This is a genomic window from Variovorax sp. Root411, assembly GCF_001425205.1.
GTDB lineage: Bacteria > Pseudomonadota > Gammaproteobacteria > Burkholderiales > Burkholderiaceae_C > Variovorax.
The window spans coordinates 53,900-71,058 of the sequence record NZ_LMDW01000001.1 but is presented as its reverse complement, the minus strand read 5'-3'; the positions used below and the strand labels follow the sequence as shown (position 1 = coordinate 71,058).

The following is a 17,159-nucleotide window of genomic DNA, read 5'->3' as shown; positions in this document are numbered from 1 at the left end:
CGCCCGTGAGCAACTCCACCCCTTCCACCCAGCGGCCGGCGCAGATCCTCGTCATCGACGACGAACCCGACCTGCGCACGCTGTACGAACTGACGCTGCTGCGCGAGGGCTATCGCGTCGAGGCCGCCGGCAGCGTGTCGGAAGCGTGGGAGCACCTGGAGGCCGGCCGCTTCGACGCGGTGATCACCGACATGCGGCTGCCCGACGGACAGGGCATGGAAATCATCCACCGCATCCAGAAGGACCAGCGCAGCGAGCGCTGCGTGGTGATGACGGCTTATGGCTCCGCCGAGAACGCGGTGGAAGCATTGAAGGCCGGCGCCTTCGACTACCTCACGAAGCCGGTCGACCTGAAGCAGTTCCGCGCCGTGGTGGCCTCCGCCGTGCAGGCGCGGCACGCGCCGCAGCCGGCGCCCAAGTTGGCGCAGGCGGCGCCCGCCGTCAACAACAACGTCAGCAGCAGCGATGCAGTGGTGGCCACCTCCAGCACCGGCATCGCCGCGCTCGACCGCCTCGTGGGCGATTCGGAACCCATGCGCCTCGTCAAGTCGCGCATCGCCAAGGTGGCGCGCGGCATGGCGCCGGTGCTGGTGCGCGGGGAATCGGGCACCGGCAAGGAACTGGTGGCGCGCGCGGTGCATGCCTGCAGCCAGCGCAGCGACGGCCCGTTCGTCGCGGTCAACTGCGGTGCGATTCCCGAGAACCTGCTCGAGGCCGAGTTCTTCGGCGCCAAGAAGGGCTCGTACACCGGCTCGTCGCAGGACCGCGACGGCTACTTCCAGGCCGCGCGCGGCGGCACGCTGTTTCTCGACGAGATCGGCGACCTGCCGCTGGCCATGCAGTCGAAGCTGCTGCGCGCGATCCAGGAGCGCAGCGTTCGCTCGATCGGCTCGACGCAGGAAGACGCTGTCGACGTTCGCATCGTGAGCGCCACCCATAAAGACCTGCATGCCGAAGTGCAGGCCAGCCGTTTCCGGCAAGACCTTTTCTACCGCCTCAACGTGATCGAGATCGCGGTGCCCGCATTGCGCGAGCGCCGCGAGGACCTGCCCGCGCTGTGCGCCGCGCTGTTGTCGCGCATCGCGCAGGACGGCGGACTGCCGGTGCCGCACCTGTCGGACGACCTGCTGCGCCGCCTCGCGCAGCATCCGCTCAACGGCAACGTGCGCGAGCTCGAAAACCTGCTGCACCGCGCGGTGGCGCTGAACGACGGCGACGAGCTGCACCTCGACCTGATGGGCGGGTTCACCGCATCCGTCGAAGCCGCGGCATCCGCACCGGCCCCGCTGTCGCCCGCCGCCGATGCGCCTGCTGCCGTGCTGGCTCCGCTGCCGATCACACCGGTCGCGCCACCCAAGGCCGCACCGCCGCCGCTGCCCTCCGACCTGCAGGCCTACCTCGACCAGCAGGAGCGCGAGATCCTCGTGCGCGCGCTGCACGAGAGCGGCTTCAACCGCACTGCAGCCGCCGCACGGCTCGGCATGAGCCTGCGCCAGATCCGCTACCGCATCGCGCGGCTGGGCATCACCACGCCCAACGGCGAAGATGGTCCGAGCAGCCATGCCGACGACTGAAGCCCCCACGCCCGGCGCTCCCAACAACGGCGACGACGGGCTCTGGCAAGCCGGCTGGTACCGCTTCGCGAAGGCGCTGCGCTCGCCCAACTTCGGGCCCCGGCCGACTGGCGCGCAGACCGACCTCATCGTGCTGCACTCGATCAGCCTGCCACCCGGCGAATACGGCGGCGATGCGGTGCAGCAGCTCTTCACCAACCAGCTCCACTGGGACGCGCACCCCTACTTCCAGTCGATCCGCGGGCTCGAGGTGTCCTCGCATTTCTACGTGCGCCGCAACGGCGAGCTCTGGCAGTTCGTGAGCTGCGACGATCGCGCCTGGCACGCCGGCGCATCGTCGTGGCGCGGCCGCAGCAACTGCAACGACGACTCCATCGGCATCGAACTCGAAGGACTCGAAGGCCAGCCATTCGAGGAGCCGCAATACGAGACGCTCGCGAGCCTGTGCGCAGCGGTCGCGCAGCACTATCCGATCGCGCACATCGCCGGCCACGAGCACATCGCGCCGGGCCGCAAGCAGGACCCGGGCGCTGGCTTCGACTGGCGTCTGCTGCGCGAACAACTCGGATGGAATCCACAGATGTTTCCGCCGCGGGTGGTGCAGCGCTAATTTTTTCAATCGCACGGCGCCTCGCGATGCGCCGCTCGTGCAGCGCAGCAACGCGAAAACTGCGAACGTGCAATGCAGCAACCATGCGCCCTGCAGGCCCAAATCGTCTTGCAAGCCAAGCTCCATGCGGGTTGCGCGACCATAGGCCAGTGTTCACGCGGCATCGACGGCCGTGTCGACGCCTAGATAGTTACCCCTACTACTTAAAATTGCCGAAAAACACTACCTGTAGTGGCTTGTAGACCCCCGGCACCCTAGATATAGTGTCCTCCGTCCGGTCATTCACACCGGCGCTGCGCCCAACCCAGGCGTCGCCATCCAACAAGAATTGCCAACCGAGAGGAAGCGAATGCAAACAGCCCTGAACCCCCAATCGACCCCGCGTGCCGTTCCCTCGACGTCACTGCAACAGCAGCGAGACACTGCTGGCTCCCCGAGCGGCCAGAACCTCGCCCACTACCAGATCATCCGGCGCAACGGCGCCGTCGTTCCCTTCGAGCCGAACAAGATCGCGATCGCGATGATGAAGGCTTTCCTGGCCGTGCACGGCACCCAGGGCGCGGCTTCCGCCAGCGTGCGCGAAACGGTCGATGTGCTTACGCAGGGTGTGATTCGCGCGCTGGTGCGTTCGCGTCCGGGCGGCGGCACCTTCCACATCGAGGACGTGCAGGACCAGGTCGAGCTCGGCCTGATGCGCGGCGGCCACCATGAAATCGCCCGCGCCTACGTGCTGTACCGCGAGCGCCGCTCGCAGGAGCGTTCGAAGCAGGGCGAACAGGACGTGCCGGCCGCGCCCGCGCTGCACGTGCTGGACAACGGCGAGCTCGTCGCACTCGACCTGAACGAACTCAAGGGCCTGATCGAGTCCGCCTGCGAAGGCCTGGGCGACAGCATCACGGCCGCGCCGATCGTCGCCGAGACGATGCGCAACCTGTACGACGGCGTGCCGCTCGACGAGGTCTACAAGGCGTCCATCCTCGCGGCCCGCACGCTGATCGAGAAAGACCCCGACTACACCTTCGCCACCGCGCGCCTGCTGCTGCACACGATCTTCAAGGAGATCATCGGCCGCGAAGTGATGCCGGTCGAGCGCGCCACCGCCTACGCCGACTACTTTCCGCAGTTCATCAAGAAGGGCGTCGAGAACGAGCTGCTCGACGAGAAGCTGCTGCAGTACGACCTGCCCCGCCTGGGCGCTGCCCTGAAGGCCGAGCGCGACAACCAGTTCGACTACCTCGGCCTGCAGACGCTGTACGACCGATACTTCCTGCACGTGCGCAAGACCCGCATCGAGCTGCCGCAGGCCTTCTTCATGCGCGTGGCCATGGGCCTGTCGCTGAATGAAATCGACCGCGAGGCGCGCGCCATCGAGTTCTATGAAGTGCTGTCGTCGTTCGATTTCATGTCGAGCACGCCCACCCTCTTCAACGCCGGCACGCTGCGCTCGCAGCTGTCGAGCTGCTACCTGACCACCGTGCCCGACGACCTGGACGGCATCTACGAGTCGATCAAGGAAAACGCGCTGCTGTCGAAGTTCGCCGGCGGCCTGGGCAACGACTGGACCCGCGTGCGCGCACTGGGCAGCCACATCAAGGGCACCAACGGCGAATCGCAAGGCGTCGTGCCGTTCCTGAAGGTGGTGAACGACACGGCCGTGGCCGTGAACCAGGGCGGCAAGCGCAAGGGCGCTGTCTGCACCTACCTGGAAACCTGGCACCTCGACATCGAGGAGTTCCTGGAGCTGCGCAAGAACACCGGCGACGACCGCCGCCGCACGCACGACATGAACACGGCCAACTGGATCCCCGACCTCTTCATGCGCCGCGTGATGGAAAAGGGCACCTGGACGCTGTTCTCGCCCTCCAACGTGCCTGACCTGCACGACCTGTTCGGCGCCGACTTCGAGAAGGCCTACGTCGCCTACGAAGAGAAGGCCGCCCGCGGCGAGATCAAGCCCGCGCGCACCCTGCAGGCCACCGACCTGTGGCGCAAGATGCTCACGATGCTGTTCGAGACCGGCCACCCCTGGATCACGTTCAAGGACGCCTGCAACGTGCGCTCGCCTCAGCAGCACGCCGGCGTGGTGCACTCGTCGAACCTCTGCACCGAGATCACGCTGAACACCAGCGACACCGAAACCGCCGTCTGCAACCTGGGTTCCGTGAACCTGCTGCAGCACCTGAAGGATGGCAAGGTCGACCAGGAAAAGCTCAAGCGCACGATCTCGACCGCGATGCGCATGCTCGACAACGTGATCGACATCAACTACTACGCCGTGAAGAAGGCGCGCGACTCCAACCTGCGCCACCGTCCGGTCGGCCTGGGCCTGATGGGCTTCCAGGACTCGCTGTACGAACTGCGCATTCCGTACGCCTCGCAGGAAGCCGTGCAGTTCGCCGACGAGTCGATGGAAGCCATCTGCTACCACGCCTACTGGGCCTCGACCGAACTGGCCCGCGAACGCGGCAAGTACTCGAGCTACAAGGGCTCGCTGTGGGACAAGGGCATCCTGCCGATCGACTCGCTCGACCTGCTGGAAAAGGCACGCGGCGGCTACGTCGAGGTCGACCGCTCGGCCACCCTCGACTGGGACGCGCTGCGCTCGAAGATCAAGTCCGACGGCATGCGCAATTCGAACTGCGTGGCCATCGCACCGACCGCGACCATCTCGAACATCATCGGCGTGGACGCTTCGATCGAGCCCTGCTTCGGCAACCTGTCGGTCAAGTCGAACCTGTCGGGCGAGTTCACCGTGATCAACCACTACCTGGTGCGCGACCTGAAGCGCCTGGGCCTGTGGGACGACGTGATGGTCATGGACCTGAAGCACTTCGACGGCTCGCTGCGTCCCATCGACCGCGTGCCGCAGGACGTGAAGGCGCTCTACGCCACCGCGTTCGAAGTCGAAACGACGTGGCTGGTGGAAGCCGCCGCGCGCCGACAGAAGTGGATCGACCAGGCGCAGTCGCTGAACATCTACATGGCCGGCGCATCGGGCAAGAAGCTCGACGACACCTACAAACTCGCATGGCTGCGCGGACTGAAGACCACGTACTACCTGCGCACGCAGAGCGCGACGCACGCCGAAAAATCGACGGTGCAATCGGGCCGTCTCAACGCGGTGTCCTCGGGCAACGACGCACCCTCGGGCATGAGCGCACTCGAAGCGGCGGCGGCTGCGGCAAAGGCACAGATGAGCGCGATGCCCGCCACCGACATCGCGTTCTGCGGTGTCGACGATCCGACCTGCGAAGCGTGCCAGTAACTCGGCGCTGAATCAGCGAGGCGCGTGCGAAGAAAAAAATCGCGCGGCGTTCGGTCGATCGAGGCATTGACCGACACCGCGCGACGCATGCGAGCAACATAACAACCACATAAATGGAGCACGGTGTGAACGAGCACTTTGCAACTCTCACGCGTTGCTCCGATAATTGAGCATTGGATTTTTCTATGTTGACCTGGGACGAAGAAGTCAAGCCCTCCTTACCAAAGGATATGCAGCAAGGATTGCAGCACCACAACGCATCGACCAGCGGTTCGCCCGCAGGCCGTGTGGTGGATGCTCCGACTTCGTCGCTCGCGCAAACTGCACAGCTTGCGCAGCAACACACGATGCGTGCCGCAGCACCCGTCGCCCAGCGCGTCAAGGCTTCCGACAAGCGCATCATCAATGGCCAGACCGACGTCAACCAGTTGGTGCCGTTCAAGTACAAGTGGGCCTGGGAGAAGTACCTGGCCACCTGCGCCAACCACTGGATGCCGCAGGAAGTGAACATGACGCGCGACATCGCGCTCTGGAAAGACCCGAACGGCCTCACCGAAGACGAGCGCCGCATCGTCAAGCGCAACCTCGGTTTCTTCGTGACCGCCGATTCGCTGGCCGCCAACAACATCGTGCTGGGCACCTACCGCCACATCACGGCGCCCGAATGCCGCCAGTTCCTGCTGCGCCAGGCCTTCGAGGAAGCAATCCACACGCACGCGTACCAGTACATCGTCGAGTCGCTCGGCCTGGACGAGAGCGAGATCTTCAACGCCTACAACGAAGTGCAGTCGATCCGCGAGAAGGACCAGTTCCTGCTCCCGTTCATCGACGCCATCAGCGACCCGCTCTTCAAGACCGGCACCCACGAGACCGACCAGACGCTGCTCAAGTCGCTCATCGTGTTCGCCTGCCTGATGGAAGGTCTCTTCTTCTACGTCGGCTTCACGCAGATCCTTGCGCTCGGCCGCCAGAACAAGATGACCGGCGCCGCCGAGCAGTACCAGTACATCCTGCGCGACGAGTCGATGCACTGCAACTTCGGCATCGACCTGATCAACCAGCTCAAGCTCGAAAACCCCGGCCTGTGGACAACCGAGTTCAAGGCCGAGATCAAGGCGCTCTTCATGCGCGCCGTCGAGCTCGAATACAAATACGCCGAAGACACCATGCCCCGCGGCGTGCTCGGCATGAACGCCTCCATGTTCAAAGGCTACCTGCGGTACATCGCCAACCGGCGCGCGCAGCAGATCGGCCTCGAAACGCTCTTCCCCAACGAAGAAAATCCCTTCCCCTGGATGAGCGAAATGATTGACCTGAAGAAAGAGCGCAACTTTTTCGAAACCCGCGTGATCGAGTACCAGTCGGGTGGTGCGCTCTCCTGGGATTGAATCTTTCCGACAATAATTAATGAATTCAAGAATTGCCCTTGCCACCGATCGCGCCGAAGAGCGCGGCATGGACGAGGGCTCAGGTGTTCATGGTGCTGGACTCAGATTCCAACGCCATGGATCGCTTCACGCTACCCAACGTGCGTGGAGTGCTTCAATAGGTTGATTTTTTCAACTTGATCAAGGAGAAATAGAAATGGCAACTGCAAAGAAAGCGCCGGCTAAGAAAGCCGCTGCAAAGAAGGCTCCGGCAAAGAAGGTCGCAGCCAAGAAGGCTCCCGCCAAGAAGGTAGCTGCGAAGAAGGCTCCGGCCAAGAAGGTCGCAGCGAAGAAGGTAGCCGCCAAGAAGGCGCCTGCGAAGAAGGTAGCCGCGAAGAAGGCAGCACCGGCCAAGAAGGCCGCTGCCAAGAAGGCTCCGGCGAAGAAGGCCGCAGCGAAGAAGGCGCCAGCCAAGAAGGCGGCGGCGAAGAAGGCTCCTGCCAAGAAGGCAGCCGCCAAGAAGGCCCCTGCGAAGAAGGCTGCTGCCAAGAAGGCGCCTGCGAAAAAGGCTGCGGCCAAGAAAGCCGCGAAAAAGCCTGCTGCCAAGAAGCCTGCTGCGAAGAAGGCTCCCAAGGCCGCTGCACCCGCCAAGGCTGCAGCCGTAGCGCCTGCCCCTGCGGCGCAAACGACGCTGAATCCCCAGGCAGCCTGGCCGTTTCCCACGGCCAGCAAGCCCTGAGTTTCTCAGCGGCCTTGAAGGCAAAAAGCCCGGCACCTTGCGGTGCCGGGCTTTTTTACTGGAGCTTCCAGAAGAAAGAAGATCAGAGGCCCAAGGCCTTGCGGTCGATCTCGTAGTTCTGCGGGCCGCGCTGCGCGATCTTGAGCGCACCGACCTTGTTGCCCAGTGCGGCGCACTGCGCCAGCGGCCAACCCTTTTCCAGGCCGAACAGCAGCGCGCCGCGCCAGGCGTCGCCGCACCCCGTGGGCTCGACCACTTCGGCCGCGACCACGCCAGGCACATGCTCGCGCTCGCCATCGGTCCATACCTCGCAGCCCTCGGCCGCCAGCGTGACCACCAGGCCACGCACGCGCTTCGAGATCTCGGCCAGGCTCCAGCCGGTGCGCTGCGACAGCATCTTGCCTTCGTAGTCGTTCACCACCACCCAGCTCGCAAGGTCGACGAAATGGCGCAGCGCCTCGCCGTCGAACATCGGCAGGCCCTGGCCCGGATCGAACACGAACGGAATGCCGGCGGCGGCGAATTGCTCCGCGTGCTGCAGCATCGCGTCGCGGCCATCGGGCGCGATGATGCCGAGCTTGATGTCGTCCCGCGCCGCCACTTTCGTGATGTGCGCCTGCTGCATCGCGCCGGGGTGGAAGGCGGTGATCTGGTTGTTGTCGACGTCGCTCATGATCATCGCCTGCGCGGTGAAGGTGTCGTCGAGCTGGCGCACGAACCCCGTGTCGATGCCCAGCGAGCGCATGCGCTCGAGGTACGACGCGCCGTCGCTGCCGAGCGTCGCCATGGGCAGCGCGGTGCCGCCCAACGCATTGAGGCTGTAGGCGATGTTGCCCGCGCAGCCGCCGAAGTCACGGCGCAGCGTCGGCACCAGGAACGACACATTGAGAATGTGCAGCTGGTCCGGAAGAATCTGGTCGGCAAACCGGCCCTCGAAAGTCATGATGGTGTCGAATGCGAGGGAACCGCAAATCACTGCTGCCATGGGTGCACCGTTGGTAAAAGATTGGGGAAGTAAAGGACGCGTGCAGGCAGGCGCCGCCGCTCAGGGATAGAAAGCTTCGACGCGGTAGCCCGCGATGGGCGGCAGCGCCGCGGCCTCCGAGGCGGACAAGACCAGAGGCAGCGAGGCCGCGCGGTCGGCGCGGGCCGGCAGCACCGCCGGCGCGCCATAGTCCGCCGGCATCAGCACACGGCGCACCACCGCACGCTCCTGCGTGTCGAGCAGCGAGAGTTCGACGGACGGCATGGCGAGCGGCACGGTCGCGCCATTGCGCAGGGTGAAGCTCAGGCGGTAGTCGTTGCCGCCGCTCTTCTCGCGAGCGAAGGCCGCGCCTTCGATGACGATGTCGCCGATCTGGCGCAGGGCCGCGAGTTCGCAGCCGGTGTACTGGCACAGCGCCGCAAGGGCAGGCCGAAGGTTCGGCTGGCGCGCCGCGATGCCGTCGCGCTCATGGCGAATGACCTGAACGATGAGCAGCAGTACGGCGAGCACCACCAACAAGATCAGCAAGATGCGCACGCCCTTGCGCTGCCAGAAGCCGGGCGCCTTCTCGGCGAGCTCGTCCTCGTCTGCGAGGGGATGGCCCACCGGCAGTTCGAAGTCCGAGGAGAACGCAGGGCCAAGCTCGCTTTCGCTCTCCGCCTGCACCACCACGGCCGGCGCCTTCGCGGCCGCGCGCTCCTCACGGGCCTTGGCGCTCGCGATCTTGGCCGACTTGGCGCGGGCCCGGCGCAGCGCCTTCTGCATCTGCACCTGGTCGTGGTCTTTCTCCTGCCGCTCGCGCTCCCCTTCCCCATCGTCGTCGATGCTCGCATGCTCGATCAGCGCGCGCGTCTTGATGCCCGAGGCGACGGGCAGCGGTGGTGCCGGAGGTGACGGCGCAGGGGGCGGTGAAGCGAGATTCAGGTCGATGTTCGGAAACGGCGGCAGCGTGCTCGGCGGCGGCTTCCACGCGGGCTCGCTGGCGTCGAGGTCGGACCACGGTTCGTCAATGCCGTGTTCGGGCAATGACAGCGAGAACGCCGGCGCTGGCGGAGCCGACACGGCCGCAGGCGACGGTGCAGATTCCGGAACTTCCGGTGGCGGCGTGTGCCGAGGTTGTTGCTCGGGCTCGTTGTCGAGGAAATCCGCTTCTTCCGCCGGCTGCCGGTGTTCCGAATCGGGCGCCGCCTTGGACTCCGGGGAAGACTCGACCAGCCCCGGCATGTAGCCACCGCCCTGCGGCGGCAGCGACGCATTCGCCGGAGCGCCATCCGGCGCCTCGTGCAGATCGAGCGTGGCGTCGAACACATGGCTGCACCGGCCACAGCGCACCCAGCCGTCCGAAATGCGAAGCTGGTCGCGCACCACCTTGAAGGTGGTGGTGCAGGCAGGGCAGCGCGTGACGAGACTCATGACCGGGCGATTGTAGGGTTGCGCCCTCGCCGCAAGAGGGGCGCGATGCGGCGACTCAGCAGCGCGCGGTCATGAGGATCCAGCCGTCCTCGGTGTCGCTAACTTCGAGCGCAGCGTAAGGCGCATAGGCTTCCTTCAGCTCGTCGGCCTGGCGCTCGAGAATGCCGGCCAGCACCAGCGATCCACCCGCCTTCACGTGGCTGCGCAGCAGCGGCGCCAGCACCTTGAGCGGCGTGGCCAGGATGTTGGCGAGCACGGTGTCGTACTGGCCCTTGGCCGCTTCAGGCAGGCCGGCATTCAGCCGGACGCCGTTGGCCTCGGCGTTGAGGCGGGTCGACGAAACCGCGGCTTCGTCGATGTCGACGGCGTCGATGTCGGCCGCGCCGAACTTCGCCGCACCGATCGCGAGAATGCCGGAGCCGCAGCCGTAGTCGAGCATGCGCTGATTGCCGAGCGTGCCTTGCGTGGCGATCCATCGCAGGCACATGCGCGTGGTGGGATGCGTGCCGGTGCCGAAGGCCAGGCCCGGGTCGAGCCGGATCACCTGTCTGGCCTGCCCGGGCGGCTCGTGCCACGTCGGCACGATCCAGAATTCGGGCGTGATCTCGACCGGTGCGAACTGCGATTGCGTGAGGCGCACCCAGTCCTGCTCGGGCACGGGCGCGATGCCGAGCACCTCGCAGCCTTCGAAGAAGTCCTGCAGCACCAGCACCGACGCAGCCTCTTTCGCGAGCGCCTCGTCAGGGAACAGAGCGATCACGCGCGAACGCTGCCAGCCCTCTTTTGGCGGCGGCAAGCCCGGTTCGCCGAACAGTGCCTGCTCTGCATCGGTCTGCGCGTCGGCGTCCTCCACCGACACGCTCAATGCATCAAGTGCATCGAGGGCGTCGCTGAGCGTTTCGACCCGGTCTTCCGGCGCCATGAGGCGAAGTTCAAACATCGCGGGCTTTCCGGTCAGCGCTTGTGTGCAGCCAGCCACTCTTCCAGGTAGTGGATGTTGGTGCCGCCGGTCATGAACTTGGAGTCGACCATCAGCTCGCGGTGCAGCGGGATGTTGGTCGAGATGCCTTCGATCACGGTCTCGTTGAGCGCGGTGCGCATGCGGGCCATGGCCTGCTCGCGCGTGTCGCCGTAGACGATGATCTTGCCGATCATCGAGTCGTAGTTCGGCGGCACGAAGTAGTTGGTGTACGCGTGCGAATCGACGCGAACGCCCGGGCCGCCCGGCGGATGCCACATCGTGATGCGGCCTGGCGACGGCGTGAACTTCCACGCGTCCTCGGCATTGATGCGCACCTCGATGGCATGGCCGTGCATCTGGATCTGGCGCTGCGTGAACGGCAGCTTCTCGCCGGCCGCGACCATGATCTGCGTCTTGACGATGTCGATGCCCGTGGTGAACTCCGTCACCGGGTGCTCCACCTGCACGCGCGTGTTCATTTCGATGAAATAGAACTCGCCGTTTTCGTAGAGGAACTCGAAGGTGCCGGCGCCGCGGTAGTTGATCTTCTTGCAGGCGGCAGCGCAGCGCTCGCCGATCTTCTCGATCAGCTTGCGCGGAATGCCCGGGGCGGGCGATTCCTCGATCACCTTCTGGTGGCGGCGCTGCATGGAGCAGTCGCGCTCGCCCAGGTAGACGGCGTTCTTGTGCTTGTCCGCGAGGATCTGGATCTCGATGTGGCGCGGGTTCTGGAGAAACTTCTCCATGTACACGGCCGGGTTGCTGAAGGCCGCGCCGGCTTCCGCCTTGGTCATCTGGATCGCATTGACCAGTGCCGCCTCGGTATGCACCACGCGCATGCCGCGGCCACCGCCGCCGCCCGCCGCCTTGATGATGACCGGGTAGCCGATGGCACGCGCGATGCGCTTGTTGGTGGCGGCGTCGTCCGAGAGTTCGCCCTCGGAGCCGGGCACGCACGGCACGCCGGCCTTGATCATGGCCTGCTTGGCCGACACCTTGTCGCCCATCGTGCGGATGTTGTCGGGCGTCGGGCCGATGAACTGGAAACCGCTTTGCTCCACACGCTCGGCGAAGTTCGCGTTCTCGCTCAGGAAGCCATAGCCGGGGTGGATGGCTTCGGCGTCGGTCACTTCGGCCGCAGAGATGATCGCCGGCATGTTGAGGTAGCTCTGCGCCGATGGGGCCGGGCCGATGCACACCGCTTCTTCGGCGAGCTTGACGTACTTCGCGTCGCGGTCAGCCTCGGAATAGACCATCACGGCCTTGATGCCGAGTTCACTGCAGGCACGCTGAATCCGGAGCGCAATCTCTCCCCGGTTCGCAACCAGAATCTTCTTGAACATGGTCACTCGATGATGAACAGCGGCTGTCCGTATTCGACCGCCTGGCCGTTTTCGCCGAGGATCTGGGTGATCGTGCCGGATTTGTCGGCTTCGATTTCGTTGAGGATCTTCATCGCTTCGATGATGCAGACCGTGTCACCCTCGTTCACCTTGCTGCCGACTTCGACGAAGGCGGCGGCACCGGGGCTGGACGAACGGTAGAAGGTGCCGACCATCGGCGACTTCACGGCATGGCCTGCCGGTGCGGCTTCGGCTGCCGGAGCGCCGGCCACGGCGGATGCCGCCGGAGCACCAGCGGTGACTGCGGGTGCGGCGGTCGCCTGAGGCGCTGCCAGGGTTTGCACATACTGCACGGGGGCGGCACCACCGCCTTTGACGATGCGAACCTTGCCTTCGGTTTCCGTGATTTCCAGTTCGGAAATATTCGATTCGGACACCAGATCGATCAGTGTCTTGAGTTTGCGCAGATCCATGGGACTCCAGTGCCGGCTGAGCCGGTCTTCAGGATATAACTTGTTCGAAAATCGGTGATTTTCGGCTTTCGGCGTCTAACGCCAGCGTAAGGAACTGATTCTAACCGTGAACCAGTTCACGCCGCCAAGTGTTCAGGTCGGTGGCATCGAGCTTGCCCATTTTACGGGCCGCCACGGAGCCGTTTGCATTCAGGACCAGCGTGAAGGGCAAGCCGCCGCCCGTGTTGCCCAGACTCTTGACCAGTTCCGTACCTTGCAAACCGGCCAGGCCAGTCGGGTAGGTGACCGGCGTACGCTGCAGGAATTTGCGCACGGCACTCGGTTGATCGATGGCCAATCCAACCACGTGCCAGCCATTGGCACCCTGTTCACGGAAAAAGGCGTCGATCATGGGCATTTCCTCGACGCATGGCGGGCACCACGTCGCCCAGAAGTTGAGCAGCAGCGGCTTGCCGCGCAGGCTCGACAGCACGAGGTTGCCGCCCTCCGGCCGCTCGAAACTCTGGGCCCAGAAGGCCGCGTCGAGCATCTCACCGCCCGTACCGCTGCTGCGTTCCTTCAACCAGGCGCCACCAAGCCCGGCGGCCGCAGCCGCGGCCGCCACGCCGGCATAGAGCATGCCGCGTCGGGTGGGCGAAGAAGTCATTCATTTGTCCTTTTCTCGTTCGATCAGTCGGCGCAGCGCGGGCAGGTCGCCACGCGGCGTGCGCCCCTGGGCGTCGGGCTTCAGGGCACCGCGCAGGTCGTCGAGGTCGTAGACCAGCAGGTGCACACCGATTTCCTCGCCGAGCGCGCGGCTCGGAGCATGCACGCTCAGTGCCTCGACCTGCTCGCCATGGAAGCCGGTCACCATGCGCGGCTCGTAGTCCACATGGTGATCGATCAGGGCGATTTCGGCCGATTTGGAGTCATCGCAGAACAACTGAATATAAATGTCCGACAACCGTGTGGCCGTTCCGTGCCACACGGCACCGCCCACATGAGGGCGGAACGCGGCCATCCGCTCCATCCATTCGAGCGCGAGCAGCCGCAACACATGCAGTTCCTGAGGCTGGGTGTCGGCGCAAAAAAGCTCGATGTACTCGCGCACCTCGGCCTCGACCTCGTCGTTGTTCGGCAGGGCGGTGCGCGTCGAAAGGCCCAGGTCGCGCAGGGCCCGGCGCTTGGCCGGGCCGTATTCCAGCCCCTCCTCGACGACGAGGCGGGCAGCAACAGCGGCAATTTCACGCTTGGACGTGTCCATTGGGGCATTTTGCCCGCAGTGGGCGCCCCTCACATGAACATCAGTACGAAGAGCGGGAGAAACACGCGGCCCGGCAGGGGCGCGGCATGCCGCTTCCCTAGAATCGACCGATGCACATTCATATTCTGGGTATCTGCGGCACGTTCATGGGCGGCGTGGCCGCCCTGGCGCGCGAGGCAGGCCACCGGGTCACGGGCTGCGACGCCGGCGTGTACCCGCCGATGAGCGACCAGTTGCGCGCCCTCGGCATCGACCTGATCGAGGGCTTCGGCGCCGACCAGCTCTCCCTGGCGCCCGACATGTTCGTGGTCGGCAACGTGGTGTCCCGGGCACGGCTGCCCGACGGCAGCCCCAAGTTCCCGCTGATGGAGGCCATCCTCGACGCTGGCAAGCCCTACACCAGCGGCCCGCAATGGCTGGCCGAACACGTGCTGCTGGGCCGCCATGTGCTGGCCGTGGCCGGCACGCATGGCAAGACGACGACCACATCGATGCTGGCGTGGGTGCTGGAAAAAGGCGGCAAGGCGCCCGGCTTCCTGGTGGGCGGCGTGCCGCTGGACTTCGGCGTCTCGGCCCGGTTGGGGGACGGCCCGGCCTTCGTGATCGAGGCCGACGAGTACGACACGGCCTTCTTCGACAAGCGCAGCAAGTTCGTGCATTACCGGCCGCGCACCGCCGTGCTGAACAACCTCGAGTTCGATCACGCCGACATCTTCGACGATCTTGCTGCCATCGAACGCCAGTTCCATCACCTCGTGCGCACCGTACCGGCCACCGGGCGGCTGGTGGTGAACGCGACCGAAGAAAGCCTGCAGCGCGTGCTGGCCCAGGGTTGCTGGAGCGAGTTGGCCCGTTTCGGTGCCGGCGGCAAATGGCAGGCGCGCGGTTCGCACGACGCCTTCGACGTGCTGCAGCAGGGCGAAGTCGTCGGCCGGGTCGAGTGGGAACTCTCGGGCCTGCACAACCAGATGAATGCGCTGGCCGCCATCGCCGCGGCCGAGCACGTGGGCGTGGCGCCGGCCGAAGCGGCCCGGGCGCTGGGCAGCTTCCGCAATGTGCGCCGGCGCATGGAACTGCGCGGCACGGTCGAGTGCGACGGCGGGGCGATCACGGTCTATGACGATTTCGCCCATCACCCGACGGCCATCCGCACCACCCTCGACGGCCTGCGCCAGAAGCTCGACGCGGCCGGCAAGCAAAGTGAGCGCATCCTCGCGGCCTTCGAGCCGCGCAGCAACACGATGAAGCTGGGCGTCATGGCGGCGCAGTTGCCCTGGAGCCTGGAATCGGCCGACCTGTCGTTCTGCCACACGGCCGGGCTCGACTGGGACGCGGCGGCAGCGCTTGCGCCGATGGGCGCGCGTGCGCAGGTGGCCGGCGCCATCGAGCCGCTCGTGAGGCAGGTCGTGGCCGCTGCCCGGCCGGGCGATCACATCGTCTGCATGAGCAACGGCGGCTTCGGCGGCGTGCACGACAAACTGCTTGCGGCGCTGCGCGCCACCCACGCATCATGAGCGCCATGCGCGCGCGTGAGCTGATCGACGCCCTGAAGCTCCAGCCCCATCCTGAGGGCGGCTGGTATGCCGAGGTGTTCCGATCGCCCGCCAGCGTGGCGCCCGCCGACGGCCGCGCGCCCCGCAGCGCGCTGACCAGCATCTACTTCCTGCTCGAAGCGAACCAGCATTCGCGCTGGCACCGGGTGCTGTCCGACGAAGTCTGGGTTCATCTTGAAGGCGTACCGCTGGCACTATGGACCTGCGACGCCGCGATGCGCACCGCGCCGGCTCACGTGAAGCTGGGCCCGGTCGATGTGCACGGCACGCGTCCCCAGCACGTGGTGCCCGCCGGCCAGTGGCAGGCCGCCCGGCCGATCCAGGGCCACAGTTCGGGCGACTACACGCTGGTCGCCTGCATGGTCGGGCCGGGCTTCGACTTCGCCGATTTCTCGATGGTGCCGCCCGACAGCAGCGAGGCTGCGTCGATGCGGCACCACTGGCCCGACCTAGCCGAAATGCTTTAACCCCGGCGCTGCTTGACCGCTTGCGAGAGCGTGTCCAGCACCTGCACCGAGTCGTCCCAGCCGATGCAGGCGTCGGTGATGCTCTTGCCGTACTCGAGGCCCGACAGCTGGTCCTTGCCCGGCGTGAACTTCTGGGCGCCCGGCTGCAGATGGCTTTCGATCATCACGCCGAACACGCGGTTCGAGCCGCCGGCGATCTGCGCGGCGATGTCCTTCGCCACGTCGATCTGCTTCTGGTGCTGCTTGGAGCTGTTGGCGTGGCTGCAGTCGACCATCAGTGTGGGCGGTAGCTTGGCGGCTTCGAGGTCCTTGCAGGCGGCTTCGACGCTGGCGGCGTCGTAGTTCGGCGCCTTGCCGCCGCGCAGGATCACGTGGCAGTCGCGGTTGCCGTTGGTCTGCACGATGGCGACCTGGCCGTTCTTGTGCACCGACAGGAAGTGGTGGCCGCGGGCCGCCGCCTGGATGGCGTCGGTGGCGATGCGGATGTTGCCGTCCGTGCCGTTCTTGAAGCCGATGGGCGCCGACAGGCCCGAGGCGAGTTCGCGGTGCACCTGGCTTTCGGTGGTGCGCGCGCCAATGGCGCCCCAGGAAATCAGGTCGCCGATGTACTGCGGCGAGATCACGTCGAGGAATTCGCTGCCCGCCGGCAGGCCGATGCGGTTGATGTCGATCAGCAGCTGGCGTGCGATGCGCAGGCCTTCGTCGATGCGGAAGCTCTCGTCGAGGTACGGGTCGTTGATGAGGCCCTTCCAGCCGACCGTGGTGCGCGGCTTCTCGAAGTACACGCGCATCACGATTTCCAGCGTGCCGGCGTATTTCTCGCGCTCGACCTTGAGGCGGCGGGCGTACTCGAGCGCGGCGGCCGGGTCATGGATCGAGCAGGGGCCCATGATCACCAGCAACCGGTCGTCCTTGCCGGCCATGATGTTGTGGATGCTGCGGCGCGTGCCTTCGATCAGCGTTTCGACCGGCGTACCGCGGATCGGGAAGAAGCGGATCAGATGTTCGGGAGGGGGCAGCACGTTGATGTCCTTGATGCGTTCGTCGTCGGTCTTGCTGGTTTTTTCGACGCTCGCATACCAGCTGTCGCTGGCGGGGGCAGTGTTCGTGCTCATGGGTGCTTCCTTGTTGGAGTGGATATCGTCAGGGCATAAAAAAACCGCCGG

Annotated in this window: 15 protein-coding genes; 7 read left to right on the top strand and 8 right to left on the bottom strand. The window is 65.7% G+C overall.

The genetic code is table 11. The features are described from left to right. The first annotated feature begins 5 nt into the window (after window positions 1–5). The 5 genes from ASC92_RS00295 to ASC92_RS00275 all read left to right on the top strand — a co-directional run bounded on the left by ASC92_RS00295 (window position 6) and on the right by ASC92_RS00275 (window position 7,555). Window positions 6–1,574, top strand: a complete 1,569-nt coding sequence (locus ASC92_RS00295; protein WP_056508996.1) for a sigma-54-dependent transcriptional regulator — start codon at window positions 6–8, stop codon at window positions 1,572–1,574. After that, window positions 1,561–2,184: a 1,6-anhydro-N-acetylmuramyl-L-alanine amidase AmpD gene (gene ampD / locus ASC92_RS00290; RefSeq protein ID WP_056508990.1), complete on the top strand. Its 624-nt coding sequence runs from the start codon at window positions 1,561–1,563 to the stop codon at window positions 2,182–2,184. Before ASC92_RS00295 ends, ampD begins: the two co-directional genes overlap by 14 nt. Window positions 2,185–2,533: 349 nt before the next feature. Further along, entirely contained in the window at window positions 2,534–5,449 is a 2,916-nt protein-coding gene (locus ASC92_RS00285) for a ribonucleoside-diphosphate reductase subunit alpha (protein WP_056508987.1), read from the top strand. A 185-nt stretch (window positions 5,450–5,634) separates the two neighbouring features. After that, the gene (locus tag ASC92_RS00280) at window positions 5,635–6,837 is read left to right on the top strand and encodes a ribonucleotide-diphosphate reductase subunit beta (RefSeq protein ID WP_056508984.1); all 1,203 of its coding nucleotides are present in this window, start codon (window positions 5,635–5,637) and stop codon (window positions 6,835–6,837) included. Window positions 6,838–7,033: 196 nt separating this feature from the next. Next, entirely contained in the window at window positions 7,034–7,555 is a 522-nt protein-coding gene (locus tag ASC92_RS00275) for a histone H1-like DNA-binding protein (protein ID WP_056508981.1), read from the top strand. Window positions 7,556–7,637: 82 nt separating this feature from the next. On the opposite strand, the gene ASC92_RS00270 is transcribed toward ASC92_RS00275, so the two are convergent. The 7 genes from ASC92_RS00270 to ASC92_RS00240 form a co-directional block, all read right to left on the bottom strand. Then, window positions 7,638–8,540, bottom strand: a complete 903-nt coding sequence (locus ASC92_RS00270) for a carbohydrate kinase family protein (protein ID WP_056508979.1) — start codon at window positions 8,538–8,540, stop codon at window positions 7,638–7,640. A 60-nt stretch (window positions 8,541–8,600) separates the two neighbouring features. Further along, window positions 8,601–9,953, bottom strand: coding sequence for a zinc-ribbon and DUF3426 domain-containing protein (locus tag ASC92_RS00265; RefSeq protein WP_056508977.1), 1,353 nt, complete (start codon window positions 9,951–9,953; stop codon window positions 8,601–8,603). Between the two features lie 55 nt (window positions 9,954–10,008). Continuing rightward, window positions 10,009–10,893, bottom strand: a complete 885-nt coding sequence (gene prmA, locus ASC92_RS00260; RefSeq protein ID WP_056508974.1) for a 50S ribosomal protein L11 methyltransferase — start codon at window positions 10,891–10,893, stop codon at window positions 10,009–10,011. Between the two features lie 14 nt (window positions 10,894–10,907). Beyond that, window positions 10,908–12,257 (bottom strand): acetyl-CoA carboxylase biotin carboxylase subunit, encoded by a 1,350-nt coding sequence (gene accC, locus ASC92_RS00255; RefSeq protein WP_056508970.1) that lies wholly within the window; start codon window positions 12,255–12,257, stop codon window positions 10,908–10,910. 2 nt (window positions 12,258–12,259) lie between these two features. Next, window positions 12,260–12,730 carry an acetyl-CoA carboxylase biotin carboxyl carrier protein gene (accB, locus tag ASC92_RS00250; RefSeq protein ID WP_056508966.1) on the bottom strand — a complete coding sequence of 157 codons (471 nt, stop codon included), beginning with the start codon at window positions 12,728–12,730 and terminating at the stop codon, window positions 12,260–12,262. 100 nt (window positions 12,731–12,830) lie between these two features. Beyond that, window positions 12,831–13,376 carry a TlpA family protein disulfide reductase gene (locus ASC92_RS00245; RefSeq protein ID WP_056508963.1) on the bottom strand — a complete coding sequence of 182 codons (546 nt, stop codon included), beginning with the start codon at window positions 13,374–13,376 and terminating at the stop codon, window positions 12,831–12,833. After that, window positions 13,377–13,973 carry a hypothetical protein gene (locus ASC92_RS00240; RefSeq protein ID WP_056508958.1) on the bottom strand — a complete coding sequence of 199 codons (597 nt, stop codon included), beginning with the start codon at window positions 13,971–13,973 and terminating at the stop codon, window positions 13,377–13,379. It abuts the gene before it with no gap. Window positions 13,974–14,083: 110 nt separating this feature from the next. Here ASC92_RS00240 and mpl point away from each other — a divergent pair, with 110 nt between their 5' ends. Together mpl and ASC92_RS00230 are read left to right on the top strand one after the other, a co-directional pair. After that, a complete protein-coding gene (gene mpl / locus ASC92_RS00235) occupies window positions 14,084–15,487 on the top strand; it encodes a UDP-N-acetylmuramate:L-alanyl-gamma-D-glutamyl-meso-diaminopimelate ligase (RefSeq protein WP_056508956.1) in 1,404 nt (467 codons plus the stop codon). After that, a complete protein-coding gene (locus tag ASC92_RS00230; RefSeq protein WP_056508953.1) occupies window positions 15,484–15,993 on the top strand; it encodes a cupin domain-containing protein in 510 nt (169 codons plus the stop codon). The genes mpl and ASC92_RS00230 overlap by 4 nt, the downstream gene beginning before the upstream one ends. Here ASC92_RS00230 and ASC92_RS00225 read toward each other — a convergent pair. Then, window positions 15,990–17,108 carry a 3-deoxy-7-phosphoheptulonate synthase gene (locus tag ASC92_RS00225; RefSeq protein WP_056508948.1) on the bottom strand — a complete coding sequence of 373 codons (1,119 nt, stop codon included), beginning with the start codon at window positions 17,106–17,108 and terminating at the stop codon, window positions 15,990–15,992. The two genes, ASC92_RS00230 and ASC92_RS00225, sit on opposite strands and share 4 nt — an antisense overlap. Window positions 17,109–17,159 lie beyond the last annotated feature (51 nt).

What these genes read in the sequence shown, in the direction of transcription:
- ampD (WP_056508990.1), top strand. Translation starts at nt 1,561, where the DNA reads ATGCCGACGACTGAAGCCCCCACGCCCGGCGCTCCCAACAACGGCGAC.
- ASC92_RS00285 (WP_056508987.1), top strand. Translation starts at nt 2,534, where the DNA reads ATGCAAACAGCCCTGAACCCCCAATCGACCCCGCGTGCCGTTCCCTCG.
- ASC92_RS00280 (WP_056508984.1), top strand. Translation starts at nt 5,635, where the DNA reads ATGTTGACCTGGGACGAAGAAGTCAAGCCCTCCTTACCAAAGGATATG.
- ASC92_RS00275 (WP_056508981.1), top strand. Translation starts at nt 7,034, where the DNA reads ATGGCAACTGCAAAGAAAGCGCCGGCTAAGAAAGCCGCTGCAAAGAAG.
- ASC92_RS00270 (WP_056508979.1), bottom strand. Translation starts at nt 8,540, where the DNA reads ATGGCAGCAGTGATTTGCGGTTCCCTCGCATTCGACACCATCATGACT.
- ASC92_RS00265 (WP_056508977.1), bottom strand. Translation starts at nt 9,953, where the DNA reads ATGAGTCTCGTCACGCGCTGCCCTGCCTGCACCACCACCTTCAAGGTG.
- prmA (WP_056508974.1), bottom strand. Translation starts at nt 10,893, where the DNA reads ATGTTTGAACTTCGCCTCATGGCGCCGGAAGACCGGGTCGAAACGCTC.
- accC (WP_056508970.1), bottom strand. Translation starts at nt 12,257, where the DNA reads ATGTTCAAGAAGATTCTGGTTGCGAACCGGGGAGAGATTGCGCTCCGG.
- accB (WP_056508966.1), bottom strand. Translation starts at nt 12,730, where the DNA reads ATGGATCTGCGCAAACTCAAGACACTGATCGATCTGGTGTCCGAATCG.
- ASC92_RS00245 (WP_056508963.1), bottom strand. Translation starts at nt 13,376, where the DNA reads ATGACTTCTTCGCCCACCCGACGCGGCATGCTCTATGCCGGCGTGGCG.
- ASC92_RS00240 (WP_056508958.1), bottom strand. Translation starts at nt 13,973, where the DNA reads ATGGACACGTCCAAGCGTGAAATTGCCGCTGTTGCTGCCCGCCTCGTC.
- mpl (WP_056508956.1), top strand. Translation starts at nt 14,084, where the DNA reads ATGCACATTCATATTCTGGGTATCTGCGGCACGTTCATGGGCGGCGTG.
- ASC92_RS00230 (WP_056508953.1), top strand. Translation starts at nt 15,484, where the DNA reads ATGAGCGCCATGCGCGCGCGTGAGCTGATCGACGCCCTGAAGCTCCAG.
- ASC92_RS00225 (WP_056508948.1), bottom strand. Translation starts at nt 17,108, where the DNA reads ATGAGCACGAACACTGCCCCCGCCAGCGACAGCTGGTATGCGAGCGTC.